Origin of the sequence: Paraburkholderia sp. XV (assembly GCF_020177535.1) — a bacterium.
Taxonomy (GTDB): domain Bacteria; phylum Pseudomonadota; class Gammaproteobacteria; order Burkholderiales; family Burkholderiaceae; genus Paraburkholderia; species Paraburkholderia caribensis.
Genome location: NZ_JAGUUD010000004.1, coordinates 130500 through 144476 on the forward strand (window position 1 = coordinate 130500; position 13977 = coordinate 144476).

The 13977-nt window shown below is 62.9% G+C and carries 12 protein-coding genes; 4 read left to right on the plus strand and 8 right to left on the minus strand.

Going from position 1 to position 13977, the window contains the following annotated elements:
* Positions 1 to 22: 22 nt before the first annotated feature.
* Positions 23 to 1108 (minus strand): LysR family transcriptional regulator, encoded by a 1086-nt coding sequence (locus tag KFO72_RS03775; RefSeq protein ID WP_224101353.1) that lies wholly within the window; start codon positions 1106 to 1108, stop codon positions 23 to 25.
* On the opposite strand from KFO72_RS03775, the gene KFO72_RS03780 reads away from it, so the two are divergent.
* Complete coding sequence (locus KFO72_RS03780) at positions 1107 to 1835, plus strand: SDR family oxidoreductase (protein ID WP_054931327.1); 729 nt, start codon at positions 1107 to 1109, stop codon at positions 1833 to 1835. The genes KFO72_RS03775 and KFO72_RS03780 overlap by 2 nt on opposite strands.
* 90 nt (positions 1836 to 1925) lie before the next feature.
* Entirely contained in the window at positions 1926 to 2675 is a 750-nt protein-coding gene (locus tag KFO72_RS03785; RefSeq protein WP_225031426.1) for an SDR family NAD(P)-dependent oxidoreductase, read from the plus strand.
* A 411-nt stretch (positions 2676 to 3086) separates the two neighbouring features.
* Here the strand turns inward: KFO72_RS03785 and KFO72_RS03790 are convergent, their stop codons facing one another.
* Together KFO72_RS03790 and KFO72_RS42220 are read right to left on the minus strand one after the other, a co-directional pair.
* Positions 3087 to 3515, minus strand: coding sequence for a PRC-barrel domain-containing protein (locus KFO72_RS03790; protein ID WP_082433837.1), 429 nt, complete (start codon positions 3513 to 3515; stop codon positions 3087 to 3089).
* A gap of 870 nt (positions 3516 to 4385) precedes the next feature.
* A complete protein-coding gene (locus tag KFO72_RS42220) occupies positions 4386 to 6065 on the minus strand; it encodes a putative bifunctional diguanylate cyclase/phosphodiesterase (protein WP_054931329.1) in 1680 nt (559 codons plus the stop codon).
* Between the two features lie 451 nt (positions 6066 to 6516).
* Here KFO72_RS42220 and KFO72_RS03800 point away from each other — a divergent pair, with 451 nt between their 5' ends.
* The gene (locus KFO72_RS03800) at positions 6517 to 7041 is read left to right on the plus strand and encodes a DUF6622 family protein (protein ID WP_054931331.1); all 525 of its coding nucleotides are present in this window, start codon (positions 6517 to 6519) and stop codon (positions 7039 to 7041) included.
* A gap of 185 nt (positions 7042 to 7226) precedes the next feature.
* Positions 7227 to 8012 (plus strand): DUF899 domain-containing protein, encoded by a 786-nt coding sequence (locus KFO72_RS03805; protein ID WP_412101754.1) that lies wholly within the window; start codon positions 7227 to 7229, stop codon positions 8010 to 8012.
* 13 nt (positions 8013 to 8025) lie between these two features.
* Here KFO72_RS03805 and KFO72_RS03810 read toward each other — a convergent pair whose 3' ends face one another.
* The 5 genes from KFO72_RS03810 to KFO72_RS03830 form a co-directional block, all read right to left on the minus strand.
* The gene (locus tag KFO72_RS03810) at positions 8026 to 8688 is read right to left on the minus strand and encodes a DUF4136 domain-containing protein (RefSeq protein WP_225031428.1); all 663 of its coding nucleotides are present in this window, start codon (positions 8686 to 8688) and stop codon (positions 8026 to 8028) included.
* Entirely contained in the window at positions 8685 to 11123 is a 2439-nt protein-coding gene (locus KFO72_RS03815) for a CHASE2 and HATPase_c domain-containing protein (protein ID WP_225031429.1), read from the minus strand. The genes KFO72_RS03810 and KFO72_RS03815 overlap by 4 nt, the downstream gene beginning before the upstream one ends.
* Positions 11123 to 12529 (minus strand): FecR domain-containing protein, encoded by a 1407-nt coding sequence (locus tag KFO72_RS03820; RefSeq protein WP_225031430.1) that lies wholly within the window; start codon positions 12527 to 12529, stop codon positions 11123 to 11125. The genes KFO72_RS03815 and KFO72_RS03820 overlap by 1 nt, the downstream gene beginning before the upstream one ends.
* Positions 12526 to 13224: a response regulator transcription factor gene (locus tag KFO72_RS03825; RefSeq protein WP_042305717.1), complete on the minus strand. Its 699-nt coding sequence runs from the start codon at positions 13222 to 13224 to the stop codon at positions 12526 to 12528. Before KFO72_RS03825 ends, KFO72_RS03820 begins: the two co-directional genes overlap by 4 nt.
* 98 nt (positions 13225 to 13322) lie before the next feature.
* Positions 13323 to 13724: a hypothetical protein gene (locus tag KFO72_RS03830; RefSeq protein WP_062918760.1), complete on the minus strand. Its 402-nt coding sequence runs from the start codon at positions 13722 to 13724 to the stop codon at positions 13323 to 13325.
* Between the last annotated feature and the right edge of the window lie 253 nt (positions 13725 to 13977).

Here is a 13977-nt window from a genome sequence, read left to right on the forward strand (position 1 = left end):
CGGCGGGTTCGAAATTCTCGCACTAACCGTTGTCTTCATCTTCCGTCTGCGATGGTCGCCCGATCGCGCTGGACGCCATCAATGTGTCCCAAGGTGTTGGTGACGGAAACACTTCCTGTAGAAAGGCAATGAACGCTTTCACGGCCGGATTGCTGCGTCGACTCTCGGGCCACAGTGCGTAGAGATTGAACCGGTCGTAGGCATGCTCGTAAAGCACGGGGACCAGTTCGCCACGCCTGACGTACGGCGCCGCGATGTAAGTCGCGGAAATGCCGATGCCCGCTCCCGCCACGAGCGCCGTTGCCACAGCGTCGCTGACGTCGAGGATCAAACCGGCTTGCGGCGAGAATTCCATCAGCTTGCCGCCAACGAGGAACGGCCATTGCGCCTCCTGCCCCGTCGCCTGATAGCGGAAGTTCACGCAATCATGATTCAACAGGTCACTGGGATGCTGAGGCTTACCGCGTGCTGCAAGGTAAGCCGGTGAAGCAAACGCGCAGATCCGGTGTGGCGCCAGTTGACGGGCGATCAACCGGGTGTCGCCGGGATTGCCTACCCTGATTGCAGCATCGACGCCCTCTTCTATCAGATCGACGTAGCGGTCACTCAGCCGCACGTCGATGGTGAGCTTCGGGTAACGCCTGCGAAACGTCGGCAGGGCGGGAGCCAGAACGTGAACCCCAACGGGCAAAGGCGCCGTCACTTTTAGCATTCCCGAAGGCTCTGCCCGGGCGGCAGCAACGCCCTGTTCGATGTTCTCGGCTTCTCGAAGCAACCGTTGTGTTCGCTCTAGAAGGTCGCGGCCTTCCGGCGTCAATGTCAGTGAACGGGTCGTCCGGCTGAACAGACGAAGGCCGAAGTGTTGCTCCAGCCGCTGAATGCTCTTGCTGACGGCAGACGGCGAAACCGCCAGCGAGCGCGCCGCGGCCGTGTAACTGCCCAAAGACGCGGCTCGCGCGAACGCGATCAGTCCAGTCAATCTTTCGACGGCTATTTGTTCCATGATGGAACTATTAAACCGACATTCGCCCATATTTTCAAGTGTCGCATCCCCAATTAATCTGTTTTCAACGACGCCGACTGGCGCCACTTCTGGGAGTTGTGACATGAACGATGCAATGCAGCTGGCGGGCAAGAACGTACTGGTCGTAGGAGGAACGTCGGGCATTGGCTTGCAGACGGCCATTCAGGCAAAGCTAGCCGGCGCCAGTGTGACCGTTCTCGGACGCGATGCGGCGACAGCGCAGAAAGTCGCGGCGGCGAACGGCTTCACGGCGTGGAGAGCCGCCGACGTGACGAACGCCGAACAGCTGGAACACGCGGTCCGAGACATCGCGGCAGTGGACCATCTCGTCCTGATGGCGGGTTCGTTCGTCGCTGGAAAGGTGCGAGAGGCCGAGGTCAGTTATCTGCGGCGCGCGTTTGACGAGCGCATCTGGGCGGCGGTTCATGTCATTCGCGCGTTGGGCGACCGGCTAAGCCAAGACGGGTCGGTGACGCTCATCTCCGGCAATCTGGCTGACCGCCCGAACGCCTACGGCACTGCGGTGCTCGCGGCTGCCTCGGCGGCAATGGAAGCTCTGGCTCGCGGGCTCGCTCTCGAACTCGCACCCATTCGCGTCAACACGCTTTCGCCTGGGCCGATCGACACGCCCATCCTTTATAAAGCGCTGGGTGATGCACGCGACTCGTTCGTCGAGGGTCTCAAGGCGACGTTGCCTTTGCACCGGCTCGGTACGTCGCAGGAAGCAGGCGCAGGCGTCGTGTTCCTGATGACGAACGGCTTCATGAACGGCGCCACGCTCAACCTCGATGGCGGCGTGCGCCTCGTCTGACAGGCGATGAACCTGGCTGATTGATCCGTGCAGGCACCCTGCCTCTCGGGGTCGGTCAAATGTTAACTTTATTTCGAACAGGGATCTGTGATGAATACGAAAGTCGTGCCGGTAACAGGTGGTATGTCGGGCATCGGACGGGCGACCGCATTGGCATTCGCGGCGACTGGCGCGGTCGTCGCGGTTTCGGGTCGCAGGGAGGACGCGGGTGCCACGCTCGTGGATGAATTGCGCAAGACGGGAGCTGCCGATGCTCTCTACGTCCAGGCCGACACCCGTTCGGCAGCAGAGATGCAGTCGCTCTTCGAGACGATCGACACGCGCTTCGGCCGGCTCGACGTTGCAGTGAATAACGCAGGGATAGAAGGAAAGTTCTCGTCCGTGGACACTTTCGACATCGAGACGTACCGCAGCGTGTTCGATACCAACGTGCTCGGCGTGCTGATCGGGTTGAAACACGAACTTATCATGATGAAGCGCCAGGGTCACGGCGCCATTGTCAATCTGTCTTCAATAGGTGGCCAAGTTGGTTTCCCCAACAGTTCGATTTACGCTGCAAGCAAGCATGCCGTGGAAGGACTGACGAAGTCCGCAGCCCTGGAGGTTGCTGCCATGGGCATTCGAGTGAACGCCGTTGCGCCCGGACCGACCCAGTCACCGATGTTTGACCGCCTCGCGGATTTCGGCCTGAGCGGCGACGTCCTCGCCGGTATCATTCCGGCCAAACGCGCGGGCAATCCGGAAGAAGTCGCGCAAGCGATTGTGTTCCTCGGCTCTGACAGCGCGAAATTCATCACGGGCCACACCCTGGCCGTCGATGGCGGATACCTGGCGCAGTGAGACGTGCTGGCAGCCGACTGCAAGTAAAGTGAGATGTCGCCGCCTGTAACGCATCCTGGCGTGAAAGGGTCACGCTCGAAGCGCTCGTGTCCAGGGTGCAACCGGCAGCAGCTCATCAGCTGCCGACACCCGCTTTAGAGACGATACCGGCTGGCCTGCGGAGTATCGGACCTTTGTGGCCTGTTATTCAAGTTGCGAGCAAAACAACGACCGCAGGACGTCCGCGCTCGCGTTTGAATCAAATCTTGAAATGACGCGGCGCCTCGGTTTGTGAATCCGGATTGTCGGGTCGGGCTCGCTCAGGGCCAGGGCGACAAAATCAGAAGGGGCTACACTTCTCTAGATCGAGAAGTATGGCTAGCCCCTTGTTTGCAGATGAGAGATTGAATATCGGATTGTCGGCGGCCGACTTTAACCCTTGGCGTATTCGAATTCAGGAAGCTTGCTCAGCGCATCCTTGCTGGCACCATCCAGTATCATTTTCGGTGAGATCTGCTTGAACCGCTGCACCGGGATAGCGACGCGGTGCGCGGCGATGCCGAGAAATCCGCCAACATCAATAATGGCCACGGAAAGTGACCCATCGGGCGCGACAATCATGTCGTCGACCCTTCCTATCTTTTCGTTTTTCTCGTTGTACACGTCGGTGTGGACTAGCTTCGATGCACGCCACCCCTTCGCCACGAGTTGCGTTTGTGTGACGCTCACGCCGAGAGGTACCGCGCCCGCGATCGGTGCCTCGGACTGCTGCCCGATCGCGAGGCCGGCCGGGAACACGGTTGTCGTCACGGCGAACAAAACTGAGAGGATTCTTGTAGCCTTTTCGATTTTTGCATTCATGATGTACTCCCGATGCGCACTAGTAAATGGGGCACCCTGCGCCGCCACTGTTGCTGAGTGCTACCAGCAGCACTTGAGTGATCAGGGTCTGCATAGGCCGAGCGGCAATGGAATCCACCCGTCTTTTCGGCTCGAACCATGGCGAAGCCCTGTAACGACCGTCGCGGCCCGTCAGCGTCGCTGGTGCTCCGATCTCAACCAAAGGTAACTTCATCCACGGCATCAGATTTTGCGCCGATCTGATTGCCCATGACGTCAAGCGTAAGCTCGCCAAGAGCGCGATTCTTTCTCTTTTCTGCCGAGATGTATCAAAAATCTGCAGTGTGACCCGCGCCCGGACCGGTCGTGAAACGCTGTCATGGTTTTAAGAGATGTTGGCGGAACTCCAGTAAGCGCTCGTTGCGCCCAGTAATGCAAAGGCCGGCGAAAATCTCGGTGCCGCAAACGGAACCCTGAAACAATTGATGCCTGCCTTCGAGCCTGGTCAGGACCGTCTTTTGCAGGTTGTGAAGTAGAAATCGTAGTTGAGCACTGCGAACTGATAAGCTTTTGACCAACGATCTCTGACTACGACTAACGACAGATGTGTCACGGGATCGTGCGACTGCGAACGCCCGCTGAGGTGCGCAGAACTGACATTTGACGGTCCGTCAATGTGCACCGACGAACGGCTGGAGTTGCCGATTGGATGAAGTGGCCAACGGCCGCTTATGGACACTCCGGCTCGCAAAAGCTGGATTCAGCTGACTGACCGGGTTGGAGAAGGTCATCTGACCGGAGTGGGTCGGGCCGCGTCTGTCCGCTCATCAAACTCATCGCTGGAAAGCGGCCAGTCGGCAGTGCGGACTCCGAGGGGCTGCGTGTTGACCACTAGCGCGATCCGCTTCCTGCGTCGTGCAACGACGAAGCTCCAGCCGCCCCGAACCGTGTCTCGGCGTAAGGTTCGATTCGCGCTGCCGTTACCGGTTTGCCAATGAAATAACCTTGCGCCGCGTCGCAACCGAGTTCTTTGACGAGGGCGAATTGCGTTTCGGTCTCGATGCCTTCCGCGACTGTTCTCATGCTCAGCGCGCGCGCGAGCGCCACCATTGCTTCGACCATCGCGCGTGCCTGGCGACAGGTCTCCTTGACAGTGAGCTCCTGCACGAACGACTTGTCGATCTTGATGCGATCGACAGGCAGCCGTGTGAGGTATGCGAGGCTGGAATAGCCGGTGCCGAAATCGTCGAGCGAGACGGTCACGCCGAGCCTTCTTACAGCTGAAAGCGCGCGCGACGCGGCCGCGAAGTCGCTCATGACGACCGTCTCCGTCACCTCGATGTCGAGTGCGGAAGCGCATACTCCGGCCGTCTCGGCCGCCTCCGAAACCAGTGCGGCGAGATCGCAGTTCTGGATCGTCGTGGCCGAGAGATTGACGGCGACCTTGAACGGCATGCAGTTCGCCGCCTGCCATTTCGCCGCCTGGCGGAACGCAAGGCGAATGAGCCAGTCGCCCGTCGCCTCGTAGGCCGGCGATTCATGCAGCACGTCGAGAAAGTCGGCCGGCGTGAGCAGCCCCAGTTGCGGATGGTTCCATCGCAGAAGCGCCTCGGCTCCATAGACGCGGCCAGTATGCAGGTCCAGTTGTGGCTGGTAGTGCAGTTCGAACTGGCGCCCGGCGCTCGCACTCTCCAGATCCGCGCGGAGCCGCCGGCGATGCGAGAGGCGCTGCGCATCCTCCTTGCCAAACGACCACACATGCGAACCGCCCGCACGCTTCGCGTGATACATCGCGATGTCCGCGTTGCGCAGCAGCTCGGCTGCATTCGATGCCGAGATGGGGTAGCGCGCCACGCCGATGCTCGCGCCCACCGAGGCCCGCACGCACGGCGTCTGAATTGGCTCGCGCATGCGTATTGTGACGTCGCGCGCGACTCGCGCGGCCTCGCCCTCGGGGGCGTCGACGAGGAAAATGACGAATTCGTCACCACCGATGCGCGAAACACTGGCGCCTTCGGCACACATGGCGGAAAGACGCTCGCCGATGGCACGCAGCACTTCATCGCCCGCCGCGTGGCCAAACGAGTCGTTGATATCCTTGAAGCGGTCAAGGTCGACGAAGAGCAGATCGACGGAAGCGGCCGCGCCTTTGTCGACGAGAATGTTCAGGCGCAGTAGCAGTTCCCGCCGGTTCATGAGGCCGGTCAGCTCGTCATACGTCGCCTGGCGCGACAAGCGTTCGGAGATCGCGCGCGCTTCGGTGACATCGCGGACCAGCACGACGATACCGTCGTCGCTTGGGAACGCCCGCACTTCAAACCAGGCACCGAGCGGCGCGTAGAAGTCAGTCGCGGTGCTGGGCTTACGCGTCTCGGCCGTCTGCCGATAGGCTGCTTCGTAGCTCGACCCGATCAGATCTGGGTATTCGGCCCAGATCTCGCGACCCAGCAGGTCCTCGGACCGACGCTTCAGCAGCCGCCCAGCGGTCCGGTTGATGTTCCGAAACTTCCACTCCCGGTCGATCGTCATGACGCCGTCCGTGATGTGATCGAGTATTTGAAAACTTTCCACGTCCTTGTCCCTTCCTTGATCGACCGGTGCTACGGCCCCAATATGTCTCTTTGATCGCTAACAGTGCGTATCGTAGGAGGAAATTGGCATGTTAGCGAACCGAAAGCGCACCAGGAAGCGGACATTCACGGTGCCGGTTCTCCGGATCCGGCGGTTGTCGTTAACGCAATCACGCATCACGCGCCTCTGGTCGCTCGAACAACTGTCGGGATAAGCCGATCATCGGCACGCCCGCAGCCGAAGAGATTTTCGATGCCGGAATCGACGTGCCCGAACTCGCATTGCCGCCGGAACCAGCTCGAATTCAGCCTGATTCCGGCCAACGCAAACACCCTCATTCTTCGCTAATTCCCCGCCGCTACGATGCAGATCGTTCGCTAGTGCAGTCCGTCATCACCGATCCGAAAACATTTCTTTTTTCGTCTGACGCATTCGTCTGAAGGAGATCATCATGTCGCTCGCAGCCATTCTTCACGGCACGCCCATCTGGGTTTGGGTGCTGCTCGCATTCCTGCTCTCGCGCGGGTTCAAGGCCATGAACAGCGGCACCGCGCCGCTTCCCAGACTTGCCATCGTGCCGCTCGTGTTCGCGGTCTGGGGCATTGCGCATCTCGTGACAGACCCGCTGACGGGTTGGGCCGACGCGATCGTCTGGGTGGTTGCCGCGCTGGCGGGTGTCGCGGCGGGCGTGTTCATCGCGAGCCGCACGCGCTTCATCGTCGATCCCGTCGCGAACACGGTGATGCTGCCCGGTTCCATGCTGCCGCTGGCGCTGATCGTCATCACCTTCGCCGCCAAGTTCTGGCTCGGCGTCGAACTGGCGACGGCAACCAGTCTCGCGTCGCTCGGCACGTATATGTTGATCAGCGCAGCCGTATCGGGCGCCGTCGCAGGCATGTTCGCGGGCCGCTTCCTGACGTACTGGCGAGCCATGAGCGCACGCCGCATCGTTCAGGCCTTTTCGCAGGGCGCGTGAGAGGGACCCGCGCACCTCCGTAGCACCCGCGACTCAAAAGAAATATCGCCAAACTTGTTACTCCCGGCATTCGCTTTCGAGGTCCAGACTGTCTCACTGCAAGCAACGCACGATGAACAAGCAACGAAGCCGCGTCTCATCCCCGAGGCGCGGCAACTTGTTCAAATCAGGAGGTCGCAAGCGCCATGGGTACATCGGACGAAAACGGAAGCAACGGTGGACAACGTGCGATGCGCACACCACCCGTCGTATCGCCCCAGCAATGGGAAACAGCACGCGAGCGACTGCTCGTGAAGGAAAAGGCCCACACCCGCGCCCGCGACGCGCTCGCCGCCGAGCGCCGCCGCATGCCGTGGATGGCCGTCGACAAAACCTACGCATTCGAAGGGCCAGCGGGCACGCTCAGTCTGCGCGATCTGTTCGACGGCAGGCGTCAACTGATCGTGTATCGCGCGTTTTACGAACCGGGCGTATTCGGCTGGCCCGAGCATGCGTGCCGCGGCTGCTCGATGGTCGCGGACCAGGTCGCTCATCTCGCCCACCTGAACGCCCGCGACACGACGCTCGTTTTCGTCTCGCGCGCGCCTCAGGCGGACATCGCCCGATTGAAGGCGCGCATGGGCTGGCAGATACCGTGGTTCACGATCACGGATAGTTTCGACACCGACTTCGGCGTTGGCGAATGGCACGGCACGAACGTGTTCTATCGCGACGGCAATGGGATATTCCGCACCTACTTCATCAACAATCGCGGCGACGAGCAGATGGGCGGCACATGGAACTATCTCGACATCACGCCGCTCGGCCGGCAAGAGGTCTGGGAAGATTCGCCCGAAGGCTACCCGCAGACGCCGACCTACAAATGGTGGAACTGGCACGACAGCTATGTCGACGACGCGCCGCCGGACAGGAAGTGGGTCGAGGTATCGGATGCGGGCGAGGCGGCGTTCAGGAACAAGCCCGAGCCGTAAACGCCCCGGCACGTCATTTGTCGATCTGCTTCACCGTGACCACTTCGGGCCGACCCGCCGCTTCGCCATTGCGCAGTTTCACGCGCCAGCTTCCGTATCCGGCAAACGGAAACTGCGCGAACGCGCTTTTGACGAGCCACGGAATGGGATGCAGCGCGTCGGCATTGCGGTCGCGGCTCGTCGCCGTGACCTTGTAGACTTCCTTGCCCGTCGCGGCGTCGAAGAGGCGCAAGGTCATCGAATGCTGATACTCGCGCCCGAAAAGCGGAAAGCCTGGCTTCGCCACGCCATTGCAGGCGGAGTCCGCGCAGTCGCCCTCGATCACGCCGACAGCGGCCGGCCGCGTATCGTAGGCGAGCGAGAGCATGTAACTCGCGCGCTCCGCCGATCGATCGACGAGCCCGTAATTGCCGAGCTCGCTGTGAATCAGCGCTTCGTACTGCTCGCGGGCGGCGCCCGTTTCCTGCGACGGCGTCTGCACGATCGCATAGGTGCGCTCGCCCTGCAGCACGACGGGCGTTCCCGACACCTGAACGTCCGTCGTCACGCCCGCGCATCCCGCCAGACCCGCCACGCCCGCAACAACGATGGCAGCACAACATAGCGTCTTCTTCACGTTCTTCTCGCTTCGATCGAATACAGATTCATGTGCGCCCTGAGCGTTCGAGTTGTTCACGCATTCGTCTCGTCGAGCGCGGGCAGCGTGATCGTGAATGCCGTGCCCCGACCGGGCGCGCTTTCCACATGCACATCGCCGCCATGCCGCATCACGACGGCTTTCACGAACGCCATGCCAAGCCCCGTACCCGTCGCTTCCGGCCGTTCGACTTCGTGAAAGCGTTGAAACCGCTCGAACAGATGCGCCTGGTTTTCGGCCGACATCCCGTAGCCTTCGTCGCGAACCGTGCAGCGCACGCGTGCCGGCCATTCGCCCGACGCGGGCTTCTCCGGCGCGACCGTGCAGGTAATTCGCGTGTCGGGCGGACTATATTTCACCGCGTTGTTCAGGATGTTGACGAGCGCGCGCGTCATCAGCGAGCGGTCCGCGTTGATCCAGTGGCCGTCGCCCTGTTCGTCGTAAGCGGCCTCGAGGCGAATGTGCCTGGCTTGCGCCTGCGGCCACACTTCATCGCTCGCGTCGATCACGAGTTCGACGAGACTCACGGGTTCGAGCGCGTAAGCCTGGGATTCGGCGCGCGCGAGTTGCACGAAATCGTCGGCGAGCATCAAGGCCCGCTGCGCGTATCGCTCGACACGGTTCAACAATTCGCGCAAGCGTTCGGAGTCGGGCGTGCGCGCGCGTTCGAGTTCGACGAGCGCAAGAATCGACGCCTGCGGCGAACGCATGTCGTGCGACAGCAGACGCAGCGCGTCTTCACGCAGCCGTTCGGCCGCGTGCACAGCCGTCACGTCCACCAGACCCGCGATCCATCCGATCACCGCGCCTTGCGCATCGGTGCACTTCGCGTAGCGCAACAGATGATCGCGCTGGCTGCGATCGCGGACCTCGATGCCCCGCTCCATCATCTCCACGAAGGCGATGCGGCCGGGATCGAGCAGCGCGGGCCAATGCGCGCGTCCGAGCGCATCGTCCTCCGCGCGCGAACCGATCGCCTTCACGAACGCGAGTTCGCCGAGCACGTGGCGCAGTTGCTCGCCTTCGGGCGCTGCCGCGCCGAGCCGCTCGCAATACGCCTTCGCCGCGTGGTTCGCAATCAGCACGACACCCTGCACGTCACTGACGAGAATCGGCTCCGGCACGCTATCGAGGCTGCTCCACACGAAGCGCTTCATATCCTGCACGCGGCGCGCCGCCTGCGCCATCAGCGCCATCTGCTGCGCGAGCGCGTCGCCGCGAAACTCGCGGCTGCGTTGCGGCGCTTCGGGCAACAGATGCGGCTCGTCGGCGAGACGCTGCAGTTCCTTGCGCAGATACGACATCGTCATTTCGAGCCGCCGCCAGTTCCAGATCGGATAGACGGCAGCGAGTCCGACGATCGCGGGCACGGGCGACATCCATAGCCGCATGCCGTACAACAGCGCCGCGCTGAGACCCAGCATCGTCGCGCTGAGCACGATCGTCATCAGCAGCGAACGCAGCGGCGACAACACGAGCAGGCCCGCCAGCAGCACACCGAGCGGCACCAGCGACACGACGAACACCCACAGGCCGTTGACGGGATCGATCGCACGGCCCGTCACGAGCGTATCGAGCACGTTCGCGTGAATGTAGACGCCGGGCAGCGGCCCGAGCCGGCCCGACACCGGCGTCGAGAACCGGTCGTAGAGGCCCGATGCCGTCACGCCGATCAGCACGATCTTGCCGCGCAGCATGTCGCGCGGCACGTCGCCCGCGAGCACGCTGGCGAACGACACCTTGGGATAGGTCTGCGCGAGCGGGCCGAACGGGATCAGGACGCGTGCCTCGTCATTACCGGCGATCGGGGTACGCTCGGGCACATCGGCGGCGGCGCCGTGCGCCAGCTTCACCGTGCCGCCCTTGATCGCGCGCCAGACGGGCACCATCAACTGCGGCCAGCGCAGATGCGCGTCGCCTTCGAACAGCGCGACACTGCGCACGATGCCGTCGGCATCCACTTCCAGATTGATATGGCCAAGTCCCGCAGCCGCGCTCGCGAGCGGCTCGACCGGCTTGACGGCAACGCGCTCGCCGTTGGTATCTTCAGGAGACAGGAGAATCGGCAGATACGTCGGCGTCGCGGCGAGCGCGCGCGCCAGTTGCGCGTCGTCCGGCGCGGGCTCGGTGAAGAGCACGTCGTAGACCACGGCAGCCGGCCCGGCCTTCGCGATTTCGTCGAGCAGTTGCGCATGCACGGCGCGCGGCCAGGGCCAGCGGCCGAGCCGTGCAATGCTCGCATTGTCGATTTCGACGACGGCGATATCGGGCAGCACCGGTTGCGCGTGCAACCGCAGGAAGCCGTCGTAGACGAGATGGTCGACGCTCGCCGTCAGCCTGCCGGGCGAGCCGGCCAGAATCACCAGGACGCCGAGGCAGCCAATGCACAGCCATTCGAAAAGAAAGCGGCGCCCGACTGGCCGCCCAAGACGTATGCGCGGATCGAAACTCATGCGCGGGCCGCTGGTGGTCATCACCGTGCCAGTGTAAATGAGCGGATCGCGCTGCCCTTCTGATATAGCCGGCCGTTGTCGAACTGCTCCGCGATCACGGTCCAGTAGTAGATGCCGGGCGGCAGATCGGAGACGGCGATCTGCCCCGTCGCGAGATCCGTGCGATCGACGAGCGGCTCGCGCAGATCGGCTGTCGTTGCCAGAACGAAGCGGAAGCGCGTTTCGACACCCGTGCGGCTGGCGAGCCAGCGGAACTCGAAGTCGCGGCTGCCGCCACGCGGCCCGGCTGAAACATCGAGTCCAAACTGGCGACGCTCGAACGCATAGATATGCGGCAGACCTTCGAGGCCCATGCCGTCGATCGACGAAATTCGCACGAAGTAGTTGCCGTCGGGCAAATCGCCGAACGTTGCGTGCGGCATGTTCACGCGCTGGTCGCGGATCAGGTCGAACAGGTCCGCGTCGCGCGCGATCTGCACGCGGTACGCGCGTGCCTTCGCGTCGGGCGCGAGGTCGAACGCGACGTCCTGTTCGTCTTGCACCTTGCCCGGGTTCAACAGTGCGGGCGCGGGCAGCAAGGCCACCGGCCCGCCGACGCCGCCCGTCGAGCGCGTGACGCTGCCGAATTGCGCGCCGATGAGTTGCGTCGATGCCCGTAACGGCACGCCCGGCGCACGCGGCGCCATGCGCGCCGCATCGACACCGACCGCGCCGTCGAGCACGGCGACGGCTGTCGACTGTTCGTCGCCGTCGTAGCTCACGCGAAAGCGCGTGCCGCGCACGCCCGCCACCACCGACGGCGAGCGGATCTGGAAGCGGTCGTCTTTTTTGGTCGCGTGGTTGACCTCGCTGTCGACCTCGCCCCGCTTCAGGTCGATCACGCGATCTTTCGCGCCCGTCAGCACGGTCTGCCGCAGCGCGCCGATTTCGATCGTGCTGTCCTGAGGCACGGACACATGCGAGCCGTCGTCGAGTTCCAGCGTGACGAAGCCGTTGTGCCCCGTCTGCACGCGGTCGCCTTCGACCAGCACCATGCCGACCGTGATGGGCGTAAACGGATTCTGTCTGAACGCATGTCCGGCGGGGCCGCTGACGGCGACGACCCGCGCGGGGCGCGACTCCTGCTTCAGCAATGCAACAGGCAAACGCAACTGCACGCCGGGCTGAAGATGCAGCGGATCGGCGACGTGATTCAGCTTGCGCAGCACGGTCCAGTCGCGTGGTTCGCGCAGATAGCGACCGGCCACGTCGTACAGCGTGTCGCCGGGCCCCGTCACGTAGATCGCCGTCGCCGCGGTTTCATGCGCAGCGGATGTCTGCGCGTTCGAACTGGCGGGCAGCAAGCCCGCCGCCGCGACCAGAACCGCGATGATGCCAGGAACGCGCCGCACCGCCCGCGGCGGTTTGCCCGATACAGCCACCGTCACGCATCCCCCTTTTCGATCCGTTCCAGCCGGTAGCCGTAGCCGTAAATGGGAGTCAACCGGTAGCCGTGTTCGGGGCGCAGGCCGAGCTTGGCGCGCAGCATCGAAACGTGGGTGTCCATGGTGCGCGATGGGATGTCGACGTCCTGCCGCCAGATCGCTTCGAGAATATGCGCGCGCGACAGCGGCTGGCTCAGATGCCGGAACAGCAGCAAAGCGAGCTCGAACTCCTTTTGCGTCAGCGTGACGGGCGTGCCGCGCGCGATGACCTGTTTCGATCCCAGCTCGAACTCGAATTCCCCGAAGCTTTCTTTGGTCGCCATCTGGTTGAGTTGATACGCGCGGCGCAGCAGCGATCGCACGCGCGCGAGCAGCACGCCCGATGCGACGGGCTTGACGACGTAGTCGTCGGCGCCTTTGTTCAGCATCGACGCGATGTCCGTTTCGCGGCTGCGGCTCGTCATGAACAGCACGGGCAGACGGTCGGACAGGCTCTGACGCACCCAGTGCAGCACCTCTTCGCCCGACATGTCGGGCACGTTCCAGTCGAGCACCAGCAGGTCGAACGTCTGACGGCGCAGGTGCTTGACGAGCGCGCGGCCTTCGGCGAACGCATGGCAATCGTGCCCATCGACCGCCAGCGACTGGCAGACCAGATCGGCTTGCGCCACGTCATCGTCCAGGACTGCAATTCTCATAGATCCCCGCACGCGAAATCGTTCATCGGGCCAACGGCGTGAGCGCAGGGCTCGCGCCGCGACAGGCGTGGATGCGACGGGCGACCCGTCTGTGGCGCCTAGGCTTGCGCGCCGTTCAAGCTCACCACGTCATCGTCACTGCTTTTTTTCGACCGCAGATGCGCAGTCAGCGCTGCCTCCAGATGAAGCCGCACATGTTCCCACGCGGCATGCGCGTAATCCGGCTCGCGCGCCGCCCATTCCTGAGCGAGGCCGAACACGCGGCGAACCGTCGACGCACAATGCGTCAGCCCCGCATTGCCGCCAGCGGCGGAATCGCGCAGCCACTCGGCCAGCCACGGCATTTCGGACGCACACGAATCCGCATACGCCTCGGTCGCCGCGCGAGCGTGCGAATCGGTCGCGGGATCGAGTTCGACTCGCTGCGGATAGCCGCTGCGTCTGCGCCTGTGCTTGCCCGTCTTGAAAGGAATCCGTGTGGTGCCTGGCCTGAAAAACATCCGGTCCCTCGATATGCAACGACGATTCAGATCCACTGCGCCGACTTACCCCGTTTGCCCGCGAATCGCCATCCCGGCATCAACGTTTTTCAACAATTGAGAGCGACAGTATAAAAAGAGGGCGCAATAAAATCATTTAAAGATTGTCAGATCGTGGTGCGCGCCCACTCAGGAGGTGTTGGTTGGTCTCCTCCCGCTGTCCTGCTGCTGCCGTACTTCACCCCGTTCGATTTGTAAATTGGCATGCAAGGCT

Bases quoted from the DNA above. Each gene is read 5' to 3' on its own strand.
- KFO72_RS03800 (WP_054931331.1), top strand. From the start codon at position 6,517: ATGTCGCTCGCAGCCATTCTTCACGGCACGCCCATCTGGGTTTGGGTG.
- KFO72_RS03775 (WP_224101353.1), bottom strand. From the start codon at position 1,108: ATGTCACAACTCCCAGAAGTGGCGCCAGTCGGCGTCGTTGAAAACAGA.
- KFO72_RS03825 (WP_042305717.1), bottom strand. From the start codon at position 13,224: ATGAGAATTGCAGTCCTGGACGATGACGTGGCGCAAGCCGATCTGGTC.
- KFO72_RS03805 (WP_412101754.1), top strand. From the start codon at position 7,227: ATGGGTACATCGGACGAAAACGGAAGCAACGGTGGACAACGTGCGATG.
- KFO72_RS03790 (WP_082433837.1), bottom strand. From the start codon at position 3,515: ATGAATGCAAAAATCGAAAAGGCTACAAGAATCCTCTCAGTTTTGTTC.
- KFO72_RS03815 (WP_225031429.1), bottom strand. From the start codon at position 11,123: ATGACCACCAGCGGCCCGCGCATGAGTTTCGATCCGCGCATACGTCTT.
- KFO72_RS03780 (WP_054931327.1), top strand. From the start codon at position 1,107: ATGAACGATGCAATGCAGCTGGCGGGCAAGAACGTACTGGTCGTAGGA.
- KFO72_RS03830 (WP_062918760.1), bottom strand. From the start codon at position 13,724: ATGTTTTTCAGGCCAGGCACCACACGGATTCCTTTCAAGACGGGCAAG.
- KFO72_RS03785 (WP_225031426.1), top strand. From the start codon at position 1,926: ATGAATACGAAAGTCGTGCCGGTAACAGGTGGTATGTCGGGCATCGGA.